Raw genomic sequence first — 15074 nt, 5'->3', positions numbered from 1 at the left:
GCGCTCGCGCTTCTCGGCTATATTTCTGCTGCCCTGCTGGTTCAGGTGGCGCTTGCCATTGCCGTAGCGATTCTTCGCAGAGCTTCGACATCAAGGCAGGATGCCGCGGTCGATCCCCACCGCCGGGCTGGTAGCGAGGTGGCCTGGCCTGGCCTTCGCGCGTTTCGCGTACGTCGCCGCGACTATGAGGACGATGCGCTCGGCCAATGCTCCTTCTATCTCGAACCGGTCGATGGCGCGCTGTTGCCACCGTACAAGGCCGGACAGTTCCTGACCGTTCAGCTCGACCTGCCTGACGCCCGAGGCATCGTCCGGCCGGTCACGCGCTGCTACTCGCTGTCCGACTGCCATGATCGCGGCGTTTATCGCGTCACGATCAAGCGTATCCTGCCGCCCCCCGATCGGCCCGAGCTACCACCCGGCCTGGTTTCCGGGCATTTCCACGATCACGTCTTTCCCGGTTCGATCGTGCAGTTGCGCGCGCCGGCTGGCATTTTCGTCCTTGATTATGAGCCGAATGTCCCCGCCGTCCTGATCGCCGGCGGCATCGGTATCACGCCGCTCTTCGCCATGGCGCGCGAGGCGCTTGCCAGGAAGCCCGATCGTGCGATCCATCTTGTCTACGGCGTGCGCGACAGCCGCGAGTTGGTGTTCGAGACGGCAGTCGACGCGCTACGAGAGCTGCATCCCCATTTTTACGTCACCATCGTCCAGAGCTGCCCATTGCCCGGTGAAGCCGGAGGGTCGGACTGTCAGGCGACGGGTTTCGTTGATATTCCGCTGCTGCAGCGCGTTCTGGCGCAAGGGCGCCACCACTTTTATGTCTGCGGACCGCCGCCGATGATGGCGAGCCTGGTTCCCGCCTTGCGCGTCTGGACAGGGGACGGCGCTGCGGTGCGATATGAGGCGTTTGGTCCTGCGTCGCTTGCGTCGGCTGAGACCGTCACCGCGATGCCGCTCGACCGGCCGCTGGCGGTGCGTTTTTCCCGGTCGGGGCAGACGCTGAGCTGGACCGGTGAGGAGACCAACCTGCTCGCCTTCGCCGAGCGCCACGGAATCGAGGTCGAGTCCGGCTGCCGTTCGGGCAGTTGCGGGACGTGCGAAACCGCGATCGGCACCGGCGCGGTCCGCTATCCGCGACCGCCGTCCTTCGAGATCGCTGCCGGCCGCTGCCTGCTCTGCGTCGGTGCGCCGACCGGCGATCTGGTGCTCGACGCATGAGCGGTTGGCGCACCAGCCTGATGAGCCGGGAGGTCATCCCGTTCTACCTCTCGCTCGCGTTGCTCGGCGGCGCCGCGCTGGCGCTCGATGCGCTGCTGCACCTGTCGGGCATGGTGTGGATCGGACGCTATCTCGGCATTCCCGGCGTGCTGCTGATCCTCGCCTCGTCGGGCTATTCGCTGCGCAAGCGCAAGCTGATCAATTCGGGCAATCCGGCCACGCTCCTGCGCTGGCACGAAAGCCTCGCCTGGGCCGGGTCGCTGCTGATCCTCGTCCACGCCGGCATCCATTTCAACGCGATCCTTGCCTGGCTCGCGGTCTGGGCGATGCTGATCAACATCGCCAGCGGGCTGACCGGCAAATTCCTGCTCGGACGGTCGCGCAAGCGACTCGAGGCGACCCGCGCCGGACTGCGGGCGCAGGGCCTGTCGTCGGAAGAAGTTGATGAACGGACTCACTGGGACAGCCTGACCTTCGATGCCGTCAAACAGTGGCGGGTCGTCCACTTGCCGATCACGCTGGCGTTCGCGGTGTTGGCGCTTGCCCATATCATCGCGATCTTCCTGTTCTGGGGCTGGAAATGATGCGCCGCTGGGGTTTGATCCTGATCGCCCTCAACCTCTGCGCGTTGATCGTCCTGGCCTTTGTCAGGCCGCATCTGATGGTCGCGCCCGGGCCCCTGAACCCGGCACATAGCGCGATCACGCGCGACTGCTTTGCCTGCCATGTCCCGTTCAAGGGCGTGTCGGCGGACCGCTGCATCGCCTGCCACAAGGTCGCGGATATCGGCATCCGGTCCACCAAGGGCGTGCCGCTGGAGGCGGGCAAGCGCCGCATCGCCTTTCACCTGTCGCTCGCTCAGCCCAACTGTCTGGCCTGCCACAGCGATCATAGCGGGCCGCAGCTGGTGAAGGCGTCGCAGACGAGCTTCGCGCATGAACTGTTGCGGCCCGATGTTCGCGGCCAGTGCGCATCGTGTCACCGCGCCCCGCCGACCGCCCTCCATGCCCAGGCGGGCAGCAACTGCGCGCAGTGCCACACCCAAAAGGGCTGGAAACCCGCAAGCTTCGACCACGCGCGCTTCTTCGCGCTGAGCGGACCCCACAATACAAGCTGCGCCACCTGTCATGTTGGCGGCAATTTCTCCCGCTACACCTGCTACAGTTGCCACGAACATCAACCCGACCAGATTCGCGCCAAGCATGCGGAAGAGGGCATCCGCAATATCGACAATTGCGCGCGCTGCCATCGCAGCGGCTCAGGCGAAGGCGGTGAACGCGAAGGGGGCGGGCGTGACGATGATTGAGGGCATTCGACCGGCCGGCCTGACTGCCGATGCGGCGCGCGCGCGACTGGCGGAAGACGGACCCAACGAGCTGCCACGGGCCGGGCAACGGTCCATCGTGCGCATCGCACTCGAGGTCCTGCGCGAGCCGATGCTGGCGCTGCTGCTGGCCGGCGGGGTCGCCTATCTGCTGCTCGGAGACATGACTGAAGCGCTGATCCTGCTTGGCTTCGCGACCTTTTCGGTCGCCGTCACCGTGATCCAGGAAACCCGCACCGAGCACGTCCTGGAGGCATTGCGCGACCTGTCGGCGCCGCGCGCGCTGGTCATTCGCGATGGCACGCGCGTTCGCATCCCCGGGCGCGAGGTGGTGCGCGATGACCTGCTTGTCCTTGAGCAGGGCGATCGCATCGCCGCCGATGCGGTGCTGGTCGAGGCGGCCGATCTCCAGACCGACGAGTCGCTCCTGACCGGAGAATCGCTGCCCGTTGGCAAGGTGGTTGCGATCGAGGGAGCTGCGGTCGATACGCCCCGCCCCGGCGGAGAGGGCCAGCCTTATGTCTATTCGGGCTCGCTGGTTACGCGCGGGAGCGGCATTTCCCGGGTGCTTGCGACCGGACCGCGCAGCGAGATCGGCCGGATCGGCCAGTCGCTCGCGACCCTCGATACAGAGGCGCCGCGCCTGCGCCGGGAAACCACGCGGATCGTCACCTGGTGCGGTATCGGCGGCGGGGCCGTGGCACTGCTGGTCGTCTTGCTGTTCGGCCTTTTGCGCGGCGGCTGGATCGAGGCGGTGCTGGCCGGCATCGCGATCGGCATGTCGCTGCTGCCTGAGGAGTTTCCGGTCGTCCTGACGGTGTTCCTCGCGATGGGTGCGTGGCGGATCGGCAAGGTCGGCGTTCTAACTCGGCGTGCGGCGGCGATCGAGACGCTTGGATCGGCGACCGTGCTGTGCACCGACAAGACCGGCACACTGACCGAAAACCGCATGTCGGTCGCTGAACTCTGGTTGCCATCGGGCGATACCCACACGCTCGGGACGAACCCGACCGTTCCCGAGGCGTATCACGGCCTGATCGAGACAGCCGCGCTTGCGAGCGCGGCCGAGCCCACCGATCCGATGGAAATCGCGCTCCACGGCGCCCATGGCGCGGTCGTGGGAACCGAGCTGCCGACCGGCGCGCTCGCGCATGCCTACGCGCTCCGTCCCGACCTGCTGGCGATGTCGAACATCTGGGACGATGGCGAGGCGCTGACCCTTTCCGCCAAGGGCGCTCCGGAGGCGATCGCCAGCCTGTGCCACCTGCCAGCGCCCGAACATGCCGCGATGACCGCCGCGGTTGAGGCCATGGCGGTGCGTGGCATTCGCGTCCTCGGCGTGGCGACCGCGACCCCGCGCGATCGGAACTGGGCCGAGACGCAGCATGAGTATGATTATGCCCTGACCGGGCTGGTCGGGCTGGCCGATCCCCTGCGCGCCAGCGTGCCGGGCGCGGTGGCGCAATGCCGCAGTGCCGGCCTTCGCGTGGTCATGATCACCGGCGACTATGCCGCCACCGCACGATCGATCGCGACCCAGGCGGGGATCGCCGATGGCGATGTGCTGACTGGCGCCGATCTGGCCGCGCTCGACGATGCCCAGCTTGCCGAGCGCCTGAAGACCGTCACCGTCTTTGCCCGCATCATGCCGGAACAGAAACTGCGCATCGTCCAGGCTTTCAAGACCGATGGCGAAATCGTCGCGATGACCGGCGACGGCGTCAACGACGCACCGTCGCTGAAGGCCGCGCATATCGGGGTCGCCATGGGCAAGCGCGGCACCGATGTCGCGCGCGAGGCATCCGCCATCGTCCTGCTCGAGGATGATTTCGGGTCGATCGTGCAGTCGGTCAGGCTCGGACGGCGGATCTACGACAATATCCGCAAGGCGATGGCGTTCATTTTCGCGGTGCATGTGCCGATCGCCGGCCTCGCGCTGCTACCCTTGTTCTTCGGGCTGCCGATCCTGTTCGGGCCAATCCATATCGCGCTACTGGAAATGGTGATCGATCCGGTCTGTGCCCTGGTGTTCGAAGCCGAGCGTGAGGAGGACGACATCATGCGACGCCGCCCGCGCGATCCCGCCGAGGCTCTGTTCTCGCTGCCGATGATCGTGTGGAGCGTCTTTCAGGGCGGAGCTGCCTTCGCAATGCTGGCCACCGTCTTCCTCGTCGAGATATGGTCGGGGATGCCCGAGATGGAGCTCCGCGCGCTGACCTTCTTCGCGCTGATCGCCGAGATCGTCGCGCTGATCCTGGTCAACCGGTCGTTCAGCGCCTCACTCGGGCAAGCGCTCGTCCGGCACAATGCCGCGCTGCGCTATGTCGCTGTCGCCATCACCGGCGTCACCGCGCTGATCCTGTTCCTGCCGCAGGCGCAGGTCCTGCTGAAATTCGGATCGATCGCCTGGAGCGACATGGCGCTGGCGATCGGCCTGGGTGTCGTGCTTCTGGTACTGCTCGAAGGCTGCAAGCCTTTGGTCGGGCGACTGAGCGCTTTCGTGTCGCCGATCCAGGGACGCGGCCCGGTCACGGCGTCATGAGCGAGCGATTCCCTCCCGGCATGACGCTGGCGCGCGGTTTCCTTCTGGCGCTGGTCGCCGTCGCCACGCTTGCCTTCCTCTGGCTTGTGGCGCCGTTTTCGGGCGCGATCCTCTGGGCGGTGATTGCGGCCGTGCTGTTCGAGCCGCTCAACGCGCGGTTGCTGGCCGCGATGCCGCGGCGTCCGGGCAGGGCGGCTCTCGCGACCCTCCTCATCATCGTTGTGGTCGTCGTGGTGCCGGCAATGCTGCTCGGCGCGGCACTGCTGCGCGAGGCTGCCGCCTTTTACGCCCGCGTGCAAAGTGGCGAGATCGATCTCGGACGGCTGTTCGTCCAGACGCAGGGGCATTTGCCAGCCTGGGCCAGAAGCTGGCTCGCCGACATCGGCCTGGACGACGTCGGCGGCCTGCGTTCCAAACTCAGTCAAGGTTTTGCGAGCAGCTTTCGCGCGGTAGCCGTTCAGGTGCTCAGCATCGGTCAGGGCGCGTTCGGCTTTTTCCTCGCCCTCGGCGTGATGCTCTACCTGACCTTCTTCCTCCTGCGTGACGGGCACGCACTGGCGGCGCGGGTCGAGCGCGCTATTCCGCTGAGGCGCGATCAGCGCGCGGTGCTGGTTGCGAAATTCGTCGCGGTCATTCGCGCGACGATCAAGGGCAGCCTGATCGTCGCCATTCTGCAAGGCACCGTCGGCGGCCTGACTTTCTGGTTGCTCGGGCTCCCCGGTGCCCTGCTCTGGGGCGTGGCGATGGGGGTCTTTTCCCTGTTCCCGGCGATCGGCACCGGCTTCATCTGGGTGCCCGTGACGGTCTATCTGCTGGCCACAGGGGCGATCTGGCAGGGCGCGATTCTCTTCCTGTGCGGATTCTTCATCATCAGCAGTGTCGACAATATCGTGCGCCCTATCCTGGTCGGGCACGATGCCCGAATGCCTGACTATGTCGTCCTGGTCGCCACGCTTGGGGGATTCGAACTGATGGGGTTCAACGGGTGTGTGATCGGGCCGGCCATCGCCGCGCTGTTCATGGCGGCGTGGGAGATCTTCGGCGACGCTGAACCCCCTGCCCCTGCGATCGAGTCCGAGGATCGCGCCTCTCCCACGATGGGGAGCGGCGAATGAACAGCAAGAAAGCAGCTGGCCGTATATCATCGGCCGTGACAATGCCGGATGAAGTCGAACTCAAGCTGGCGCTGAATCCGCAGAACGCCGATGTCCTGGAATCCGCTGGCCTGATGGCGGGCACGCCGAGGAAGACACGTCAACGGTCGATCTACTTCGACACATCTGATCACCGGCTGTTGCAGGCAGGTCTTTCGCTGCGCATCCGCCGCTCCGGGCGCAAGCGGGTCCAGACGATCAAGGCCGGCGGCGCGCCGGCGGCCGGCCTGTTTGCACGGCCGGAATGGGAGCGAGCGGTTGCCGACGACACGCCCGTCATCGACGACACCACGCCGATCCCGGCGCTCCTCGGTGATCTGGGTCCGGGTCTTGCGCCTGTCTTCACCGTCAACGTCGAACGGCGGGCCTGGGACATCAACGAAGGCGGCGCGGTCATCGAACTGGTACTCGACCGCGGCGAGGTGATGGCCGGTGATCGTCGATCGCCGCTCTGCGAGGCCGAGCTGGAATTGAAGAGCGGCGACCCCGTCGCGCTGTTCGCGCTCGCGCGCAAGCTCGATGCCGCCGCACCTGTCCGCCTGGGCATTCTGACCAAGGCCGAGCGCGGCTACGCGCTGCTCGCGCCGATCGCGACGGCGTTCAAGGCCGAGCCGGTGTTACTGAACCACGATATGACGGCGGCGCAGGCGTTTCAGCATATCGTCCGCGCCTGCCTGCGTCAGTTTCGGTTGAACGAAGACCTCTTCCTCGCCGGCCGCACGCCGGAGGCGTTGCACCAGGCCCGCGTGGCGCTGCGCCGGCTGCGGTCGGCCTTTTCAATCTTCAAGGCGCTGCTCGATGACGGCGTTGGCGCTGGCCTGTGCGATGACCTGCGCTGGCTTGCGACCGAGCTCGGCGAGGCGCGAAGCATTGATGCCCTGCTCGAGCGGGCGCCGCCCGGTGCGCTTCGGGACCACCTCGAGACCGCGCGGCAAACCGCCTATGCCAGGGTGGACGCGACCCTGGCCTCACCCCGCCTGCGCGGGCTGATGCTCGATCTCACGCAATGGACCATGAGCGGCGCATGGTTGGCTGCCGCCGCGGACACGCGCGATCAGCCGGCGCGCGCCTTTGCCGGCGCCGCTCTGGATCGTCTCCGCCGCAAGGTGAAAAAACACGGTCGCAATCTGGCCAAAGCGGACGATGCGGCGCGTCACGAGCTCCGCAAGGAGGCCAAGAAGCTGCGCTATGCGGCCGAGTTCTTCACCGCCCTGTTCGATCGCAAGCGCGAGCGCCGCCGGGACAGGCATTTCATCGCGGCACTCGAGGACCTGCAGGACGAATTGGGGATGCTCAACGACATGGTGACAGCGCCCGCTGTCCTGACCGGGCTCGGCATCGGCGATGCATCAGGCGCCGTGGCTGTGCTTTTCCCGGGTAGCAAAAGGAAGCTGTTGGACGCGGCCGGGGACGCCCATGAGGCGCTGATCGACACCGCGCGGTTCTGGCGCTGAGCGGAGCGGGTTCGCCAGCGCATCTGGTGCGCTGTGTCGTTTGTCTACGGGCCTTGAATGGGTAGAGCGTATTCGATAGAGAATTCTAGCTGAATGCAAGCTGCAGATGTTGAATTTCGAGCGAAAAATCGACGTGGGACATTTCGTGGCGTTCGTTGGGAGATCCGGCTCCAGTTCGCGATAAATCAGTCGCTTACAGCCTGAGTTCGAATTCTTCCGTCTCCGCCAAAATTCCGAAAATACAATGACGTGCTGGTGGCGACGGATGTCATGCTCACTTGCGTCTGAGACTTATTGAGGCTTTCGGGTTAGCCTTGGCGCTCGGGATCGCCCCGTGTGCTGATTCTCCGCCCGTAATCGTGGCGGGCCAACGGCGTGTAGAGTCTTAAACCGTCGATATCTGGACCTGCCATGTGCGGGCTATCTGGTATCAGGGAGCCGATCGCGAGCCGCCGCTGGGCCAACGCCGCAAGGTCTATCTAAAAACACCTTCAATCGGCGGAATGCCGGCGCGCTGACATTCGGCGCGTCTGGCAGGTTGCTTGACGGGTGTCGTTCGTTCACAGAGACTTACCCGCAGCAGTGTGCTGGCCAGAAGGCGCGCACCTGCCTCAATCAACCTGTCGAACGACCATGGAGGGGTGATGAGCTTTCTGAAACGTCTGCTGGGAAAGGCCGAACCGGAGCATAGCGTAGCTTCCGCCCCCGCCGAGCCGCTCCTCGTCAACGCTTATGCTTCGGTGCGCGATCTGCCGGCGCTGGACTTCGCGCACACGCTCATGGGGCAGCGAGACCTGTCCGACCCGGAACTCGGCACCCATCTTCAAGGCTTCATCGGTTATGTATTGGGTCGCGGAGACGGCCAGATGACAGCGGGACGCTACCATCTGTGGCGCCACCTCCAACGCGTTCGCAACCATGTCAGCTTCGAAGTTGCCGAAGGCGATCTTGACGGGGTCGAGCGCTGGGCCAGCACGGCCAACGCCGTTTTCTTCCTTCCAGACGGATCGGTGCGCGCACCCGACATGGCGGTCCTCCTGTCCGCCGACGGCGACAGCGATCCCGCAGCGGCGCTGCCGTATCAGGCCGATGCCGTGGCACGCCGCCAGCGTACCCGCGCGACGCTAACGAGCGTGGAGCCGCAACCGCCGGTCAGCATGCCGCCTGCGATCGGAGCGGCGGAGCTTGTCCTACCCCCGCCGGGCGAGGTGCTGCGACGTGCCCTCGCGCTGTTCTACGTGGCGGCTCAGGGTCAGGCGCGTGGAGCCGGCATGATGCCGATCCCGGCAGGACAGCGCGAGCGCAATCCGGTTGGATTCGCGGCGATCACGCCGGAGGAAACGACGTTTCTGGAGGGCGGTGTGGCCGATCAGGCCACCGCTGCGGCAATGACGTGGCGCTACGAGGCGGCGAACACTTTGTTGTGGGCGCTCGGCGTCGATGCGGCGGACATCACCGACAGCGACCGGATGATCGATGTCGACTTGCTCTGGTCGTCCGTCGAGAGGCTGGCGCGCGACGGCGACGGGCCGGACGTGCAACTGCGCGCGCCCGGCGAGATCCTGGACGCACTGGACCGCACCTGGCTTGAACATTGGATCGTACGGCAGGCGCGTCAGAAGGACGTTCCGCTCAAGGGCCTCAACGGCGACGTCGTGATGGAGCGCCACCACGCGCTGAACTGGCTCACCGGCTTCCAGAACGATTTCGGCACCGCCTGGGACGATATCGACACCCCGACCTGACAGCGCACCTTCGCCATCGACGCGCAGAGCGTCCCGACATAACGGTGGATGCCGGTTACGGGCATGCCCTCAGTGACGGGAAAAGCGGGCGCGGTGGGTCACCGGATTGGTGCCGAACTGGCGCTGGAATGCACGACGCAGTCTTTGTTCGTCGCCGTAGCCGGATTGGACCGCGACGCTTTTGAGCGGGAGGTTCGTTTCTTCAAGCGCCCGGCAGGCGGCCTCCAACCGCATCCGCTCGACTGTCTTGGCAGGCGTCTGGCCGACTTTGGCAGAATACACGCGCGCGAAGGTGCGTGGTGCCATGCAGGCGCGTTCCGCCAAACGGGGAACGGAAAGGTCTGATCCGAAATTGGCCGCCATCCACGCGTGAAGCTCGACGAACGCATGATCCTTCGTCTGGGCGGCAAGCGGTACGCTAAACTGAGACTGCCCACCTGCCCGCTTCATGAACACGACCATCTGTCGGGCGGCGTCGATCGCGATCCGTGGGCCGAAATCCTCTTCGATGAGCGCCAGTGTCAGGTCGATGCCTGAGCTGACGCCAGCGGACGTCCAGAGCGATCCATCCCGGATGAAGATGCTGTCGGCATCGACATCGAGTGTGGGGTGCTGGCGCTTCAGCTTGTCGAGCCACGCCCAATGCGTCGCCACCCGGTGCCCATCGAGTTGCCCCGCCGCCGCAAGCAGGAAAGCCCCGGTACACACCGAACATAGCCGGCGAACCGACTTGGCCCGGGCGATGATGAAGTCGCGCAGCGCGGGTTCGACGTCGAACTCCTCGCCCCAGCACCCGCCGGGCGCGATGAGCGTGTCGATGGGTACATCGCCGAGCGCGGTGACCGGAACCGTGACGACCGGCAGCCCTGAGCTGGTGACGACCGGACCGCCGCGACCCGACGCCACGATCGTTTCGTACCGCGCGGGGTCTCCGGCGACGGCGCTGCGATTGGCCGTTGTGAGCGCCTGCAAGGGTCCGGCAAGGTCGAGCAGGTTCATGCCGTCATAGGCGAGCAGGACGACTCGCAGCGGCTGCGGTCCCGGTCCGACCGGGCTGTCGATCCTGCGGTCAATCATGGAAGCCGGGATACTCGAATCCAAGCGCCACGCCATAGGCCGTCTGTCTCCCGTAGATCCCGGCGATGTCTGCCAGCACATGGTTCAGGGCAAGCGCGGATTGACCAGTAGCAAGGGTCACGGTGCGCGTCATCGACCCGACAGTTGGATGATCGGGGAGGATGGTCAGGCCGTGCAGCGTCTCGACGGGTGCCTCGCCGCCACCGATTGCATAGGCATGGCTCCGCCCAGTCCTGCTGTACGCATCCGCCGTGAACGCCAGGGTGACCTCATCCACACCCGGGCCAACGGGAATGGCCACGCCTTGCGACGTGTGAAACCAGCGGTTCAGATATTCCGTCGCCGCAAACGCGGACAGGTTCCGCCCGAGCTTTGGGTGGAAGCGCCGGCTGTCATGGCTGGGGCTCCAGTCCGACGCGCCGATCTCGGCCGCAACTTTGGCCGCACGCGCCTGCCCGGCAATGGCCTCGACAAGCGCAAGCGAGGTTGGAATGGCGGCGCTGATCCCCGCGCTGGAGACGATCGTCCCGTCTGCGACATAGCGTCTATCATCGACCCAACGGATGTTGGGATAGCGCTTGCGACGGTACTCCGCCGTTGCCCAATGGGCGGTGGCGCGATGCCCGTCCATCGCGCCGGTGGCGGCGACCACGAGCGCGCCGTCGCAGATGCTGACCAGGGTGCTTCCCTTCGCCGCCTGCGCTTTGATCCAGGCGAGCAATGCGGGATCGTCGCGCCGGACCACCGCCGGGACCACGACATAGTCGGCACCGTCCGGGTAGCGGGCGTCGAAATCGGCGATCGACCCTTGCGGCTGGAGGCGCAGCGCGGGTCGCATTGTCATTGGCCCGGGCTTCGTGGCGACCGCCACGACCTCGCCGACATCAGCCTGGCGCAGGATACCATAAGGAATGACATAGTCGGTCAGTTCGGTACCGCTATTCTCGCCAACGACGGCGATGATCGGCCGCGTTCGGCCGAAGCGTGCGCGGTACGGAATGATGCGTTCGTCGCCGGCTTGTGCAGCGACACTCTGCCGCTTGGGCGCCGCCGCCGTGCGATCGGCGGCTACCGAACCGCATCCGACGATAAGGCCCGCCACAGAAAGCATAAGGATGTGGGGGCGGGTGCCGCGACTGGGGAACATGGTGAGCCTTTCGAAGGAGCGTCGTCACGCGCTTCGACCGAATCCCGTTCGGCGCAAATGCCGATCTTCCGTCATTTTCTGCCAGCGCTGAAGGGAGGGCGTTCCAGAACGGGGATTCCCGCTTCTCGCAGCGGCATGAGACCGGCAGACGCGCCCCTTAGCAATCGCGTCGAGCTGTTCAGGCGAACCGAGCCACCGCTTTTTGCACGTCATGACTACCGCCGATGCGGGGCGCCATTGGCCATCGCCGTTGCAAATGGGAAACCTGTGCGGTTCCGTGACCAGCCAGTGTTTCGGCGACGGCCCCGGCAAGCGCCAGCCCGAGTGCTTCCAAATCCAGAGTGAAGCATGTGAGCTGTGGTACAAGGCCACGACAGGCGGGATTGTCTCGCAGCCCGATCACGGCGATGTCCTGCCCCGGCTCCAATCCAAGCGCGCGCAGCGCGCGATAGGCGCCCACCGGCGCGGTTTCGCCCATCAGCAGCAACGCCGACGGCCTGTCGGGCAACATCATCAACTCGCGCGCGGCGGACTCGCCGTCGTTTTCATCGGTTTCGCCGTTGTGAATCAGCGCGGAATCATAGGCTATGCCTGCCGCGTCGAGCGCCGCTTTGTAGCAGTCGATGACGATCTGGCTGTTGTTGATCGTGGCGGGAGGCGCGACCAGGCCGATACGACGATGCCCGGCGGCGGCGAACAGCGCGATGGCATCGGCGACGACGGCTTCGAAATCGAGATCGATCCAGGCGAACGGGCGCTCCGTCTCGGATCGGCCGAGCGCGACGAACGGGATGTTCCGGTCTTGCAGGAACGCGATACGCTCGTCGTGAACCTGAGTCGCCGAGAGCAGCCACGCGTCCGCAGTGCCACGCGAAACGTGCCGACGCAGGAAGGTAAGGCCGTCCTCGCCCTTGCGCGCCAGCAGGATGACGAGATCGAGGCCCTGTTCGGTGAGGCCGGTCTGAACGCCTTCCCACAGCGCCATGAAGAACGGTTCACCGTACACGGCACTGTCATGCTCGAGCGTCAGCATGAACCCCACCGTGCCCGTGCGGCCGCTGCGCAGCGTCCGGCCCGACTGGTTCGGCGTGTAGCCGAGCGTACTCGCGGCCTCGATCACGCGCTGGCGCGTCTGTGCGTTGACGTCCTTGCGGTCGTTCAGGGCACGCGAAACCGTGCCGATTGATAAGCCGAGATGACTGGCCAGAGCACGGATGTCCATCCGCCCTCATTTCAGCCTGCGCGGCAAATACGCAAGCGGATTGACATACGGAGCGGGAGCAATCAAAGCGAGTACCGGAAACGTTTACGGTCGCATGCAAGACGACCCGAGGGGATGGCCGTTTGGATACGCTAATTCTGGAATCGCGCGCTATCGCCTGGTCTTACGACGGCGCGTGGCTGCGGATCGAGGCGCATGGCCAGGATGGCTTGCGGCTGCGCGCCTCCGCGCATGCCGAGCGTCCGGCAAGCCCGGGCGCGCTGCTCGACGTCGCCACGCCCGTTCCGGTCGTCAGCCGTGACGGCGCGATCGCCCGCATCGAAAACGGCCGGATCGTCGCGGAAGTGGATCTTCAGGGCAGGGTACGGTTCCTGAACGCCGACGGGCGGCTGCTGCTCGAGGAAAAGTGGCGGCAGCGCGATACGGTGACGAAGTTCTGGACGGTCGGCAAGGACGACGTGCGAACGATCAGCGCGCTCGGCATCGCTGGCCGTGAGTTCAAGCCGCTGTCGGGTGAGACGTCGCGCATCACCGTCCGGTTCGAGGCGAAGCCGGGCGAGCGGCTGTTCGGCATGGGGCAATATCAGCAGGCGAACCTGGATCTCGCGGGCTGCTTGCTCGAACTGGCGCAACGCAATTCGCAGGCAAGCGTGCCCTATGTCGTCTCCAGCGAAGGCTATGGCCTGTTGTGGAACAGCCCCGCGATTGGCGACGTGCATTTCGCGGCGAACGGCGCGACCTGGACATCGCGCGCCGCGCGCGAGGTGGATTACTGGATCACCGCCGCCGATACGCCCGCCGGGCTGGTGCGCAATTATGCGGCGGTGACCGGCACCGTGCCGAACATGCCGGATTTCGCGCTCGGCCTGTGGCAGAGCAAGCTGCGCTACCGCACGCAGGACGAACTGCTCGACGTCGCGCGCGAGTATCGGCGGCGCGGCATCCCGCTCGCGGTGATCGTCGCGGATTTCTTCCATTGGCCGGTACAGGGTGACTGGCGGTTCGATCCGCGCGAATGGCCCGATCCTGCCGCGATGGCCGCCGAGCTGAAGGCGATGGGCACCGAACTGCTGGTCTCGGTGTGGCCGACGGTCGATCCGCGATCGGAGAATTACGCGGAGATGGCGGAGAAGGGCTATCTCGTCCGCGCCAACCGCGGCGTCGACGTGCAGCAGGAGTTTCTCGGCAACACGCGATTCATCGACACGACGCACCCGGGTGCGCGCGCGTTCCTGTGGGATAAGTTGAAGCGCAACTACCGCGATCAGGGCGTCGGCCTGTTCTGGCTGGACGAAGCCGAACCCGAATATGGCGCGTATGATTTCGACAATTACCGCTATCACGCCGGTGAGGTGCTCGCGGTCGGCAATGCCTATCCGCTGCATTATGCGCAGGCGGTGGCGGACGGTCTGCGCGAGGAGGGCGAGCGCGAGGTCGTCAGCCTGATCCGCTGCGCGTGGGCGGGCAGCCAGCGCTATGGCGCTTTGGTTTGGTCGGGCGACATCCACAGCTCGTTCGAGGCGATGCGCAACCAGTTGAGCGCCGGCCTGAACATGGGGATGGCGGGTATCCCGTGGTGGACCACCGATATCGGGGGCTTCCACGGTGGCGACGTCGAAGATCCGGCCTTCCACGAACTGATGGTGCGCTGGTTCCAGTGGGCGGTGTTCACGCCGGTCCTGCGCATGCACGGCCACCGCGACCCGATCACGCCGCCGGCAGAACCGTTCCGCGATGGCGTGGCGCAGTGCGACACGGGTGCCGGCAACGAACTGTGGAGTTTCGGCGAGCCGGTCTATCAGATCCTGTGCCGCTACGCCGCGTTGCGCGAACGGCTGCGCCCATATGTGGCGGGGTTGATGGCGGCGGCGCACGAACAGGGCGACCCGCTGATGCGGCCGATGTTCTACGACCATCCGGGCGACGAACGCTGCTGGGCGTTGGACGACCAATATATGTTCGGGCCGGACCTGTTGGTCGCACCCATCCTCGCCGCCGGCATTACCGAGCGCGACGTCTGGTTGCCGGCCGGGAACTGGGTGGACGCCTGGACCGGCGAAGCGCGCGCGGGCGATGCGAGCGTGCGGTGCGCCGCGCCGGTCGATCGCATTCCGGTGTTCTTGCGCGCCGGCGCGGCGGTGGCGTCGGCTTTCACCTACGATTGAGACGGAGCGGACACGCAAAGCGG

General features: G+C 65.9%; 11 protein-coding genes. 8 read left to right on the top strand and 3 right to left on the bottom strand.

Going from position 1 to position 15074, the window contains the following annotated elements; translation table 11 throughout:
- Nucleotides 1–138: 138 nt before the first annotated feature.
- The 7 genes from EWE75_RS05740 (at nt 139) to EWE75_RS05710 (ending at nt 9440) form a co-directional block, all read left to right on the top strand.
- Nucleotides 139–1221 carry a 2Fe-2S iron-sulfur cluster-binding protein gene (locus EWE75_RS05740; protein ID WP_206364690.1) on the top strand — a complete coding sequence of 361 codons (1083 nt, stop codon included), beginning with the start codon at nt 139–141 and terminating at the stop codon, nt 1219–1221.
- Nucleotides 1218–1805: a hypothetical protein gene (locus EWE75_RS05735; RefSeq protein ID WP_130155706.1), complete on the top strand. Its 588-nt coding sequence runs from the start codon at nt 1218–1220 to the stop codon at nt 1803–1805. Before EWE75_RS05740 ends, EWE75_RS05735 begins: the two co-directional genes overlap by 4 nt.
- Nucleotides 1802–2527, top strand: a complete 726-nt coding sequence (locus EWE75_RS05730; protein ID WP_130155705.1) for a cytochrome c3 family protein — start codon at nt 1802–1804, stop codon at nt 2525–2527. The genes EWE75_RS05735 and EWE75_RS05730 overlap by 4 nt, the downstream gene beginning before the upstream one ends.
- Complete coding sequence (locus tag EWE75_RS05725; RefSeq protein ID WP_130155768.1) at nt 2520–5087, top strand: cation-translocating P-type ATPase; 2568 nt, start codon at nt 2520–2522, stop codon at nt 5085–5087. The genes EWE75_RS05730 and EWE75_RS05725 overlap by 8 nt, the downstream gene beginning before the upstream one ends.
- Before the next feature lie 20 nt (nt 5088–5107).
- Nucleotides 5108–6202, top strand: coding sequence for an AI-2E family transporter (locus tag EWE75_RS05720; protein ID WP_231708233.1), 1095 nt, complete (start codon nt 5108–5110; stop codon nt 6200–6202).
- Nucleotides 6199–7695 (top strand): CYTH and CHAD domain-containing protein, encoded by a 1497-nt coding sequence (locus EWE75_RS05715; RefSeq protein ID WP_231708232.1) that lies wholly within the window; start codon nt 6199–6201, stop codon nt 7693–7695. The genes EWE75_RS05720 and EWE75_RS05715 overlap by 4 nt, the downstream gene beginning before the upstream one ends.
- A gap of 644 nt (nt 7696–8339) precedes the next feature.
- Nucleotides 8340–9440: a DUF4272 domain-containing protein gene (locus EWE75_RS05710; RefSeq protein WP_130155703.1), complete on the top strand. Its 1101-nt coding sequence runs from the start codon at nt 8340–8342 to the stop codon at nt 9438–9440.
- A 69-nt stretch (nt 9441–9509) separates the two neighbouring features.
- Here EWE75_RS05710 and EWE75_RS05705 read toward each other — a convergent pair whose 3' ends face one another.
- The 3 genes from EWE75_RS05705 to EWE75_RS05695 all read right to left on the bottom strand — a co-directional run bounded on the left by EWE75_RS05705 (nt 9510) and on the right by EWE75_RS05695 (nt 12886).
- Nucleotides 9510–10517: a GlxA family transcriptional regulator gene (locus tag EWE75_RS05705; protein ID WP_130155702.1), complete on the bottom strand. Its 1008-nt coding sequence runs from the start codon at nt 10515–10517 to the stop codon at nt 9510–9512.
- Nucleotides 10510–11664, bottom strand: coding sequence for a DJ-1/PfpI family protein (locus tag EWE75_RS05700; protein ID WP_130155701.1), 1155 nt, complete (start codon nt 11662–11664; stop codon nt 10510–10512). Before EWE75_RS05700 ends, EWE75_RS05705 begins: the two co-directional genes overlap by 8 nt.
- 178 nt (nt 11665–11842) lie before the next feature.
- Nucleotides 11843–12886, bottom strand: a complete 1044-nt coding sequence (locus EWE75_RS05695) for a substrate-binding domain-containing protein (RefSeq protein ID WP_130155700.1) — start codon at nt 12884–12886, stop codon at nt 11843–11845.
- A 122-nt stretch (nt 12887–13008) separates the two neighbouring features.
- On the opposite strand from EWE75_RS05695, the gene EWE75_RS05690 reads away from it, so the two are divergent.
- Nucleotides 13009–15051, top strand: a complete 2043-nt coding sequence (locus EWE75_RS05690) for a glycoside hydrolase family 31 protein (protein WP_130155699.1) — start codon at nt 13009–13011, stop codon at nt 15049–15051.
- The last annotated feature ends 23 nt before the right edge of the window (nt 15052–15074 follow it).

The sequence above is a fragment of the Sphingomonas populi genome (assembly GCF_004208535.1).
Classification (GTDB): domain Bacteria; phylum Pseudomonadota; class Alphaproteobacteria; order Sphingomonadales; family Sphingomonadaceae; genus Sphingomonas; species Sphingomonas populi.
Note: the sequence above shows the minus strand (reverse complement) of the source record. Positions and strands in the feature narration are given on the sequence as shown.

What these genes read in the sequence shown, in the direction of transcription:
- EWE75_RS05735 (WP_130155706.1), top strand. Translation starts at nt 1,218, where the DNA reads ATGAGCGGTTGGCGCACCAGCCTGATGAGCCGGGAGGTCATCCCGTTC.
- EWE75_RS05730 (WP_130155705.1), top strand. Translation starts at nt 1,802, where the DNA reads ATGATGCGCCGCTGGGGTTTGATCCTGATCGCCCTCAACCTCTGCGCG.
- EWE75_RS05725 (WP_130155768.1), top strand. Translation starts at nt 2,520, where the DNA reads ATGATTGAGGGCATTCGACCGGCCGGCCTGACTGCCGATGCGGCGCGC.
- EWE75_RS05720 (WP_231708233.1), top strand. Translation starts at nt 5,108, where the DNA reads ATGACGCTGGCGCGCGGTTTCCTTCTGGCGCTGGTCGCCGTCGCCACG.
- EWE75_RS05715 (WP_231708232.1), top strand. Translation starts at nt 6,199, where the DNA reads ATGAACAGCAAGAAAGCAGCTGGCCGTATATCATCGGCCGTGACAATG.
- EWE75_RS05710 (WP_130155703.1), top strand. Translation starts at nt 8,340, where the DNA reads ATGAGCTTTCTGAAACGTCTGCTGGGAAAGGCCGAACCGGAGCATAGC.
- EWE75_RS05705 (WP_130155702.1), bottom strand. Translation starts at nt 10,517, where the DNA reads ATGATTGACCGCAGGATCGACAGCCCGGTCGGACCGGGACCGCAGCCG.
- EWE75_RS05700 (WP_130155701.1), bottom strand. Translation starts at nt 11,664, where the DNA reads ATGTTCCCCAGTCGCGGCACCCGCCCCCACATCCTTATGCTTTCTGTG.
- EWE75_RS05695 (WP_130155700.1), bottom strand. Translation starts at nt 12,886, where the DNA reads ATGGACATCCGTGCTCTGGCCAGTCATCTCGGCTTATCAATCGGCACG.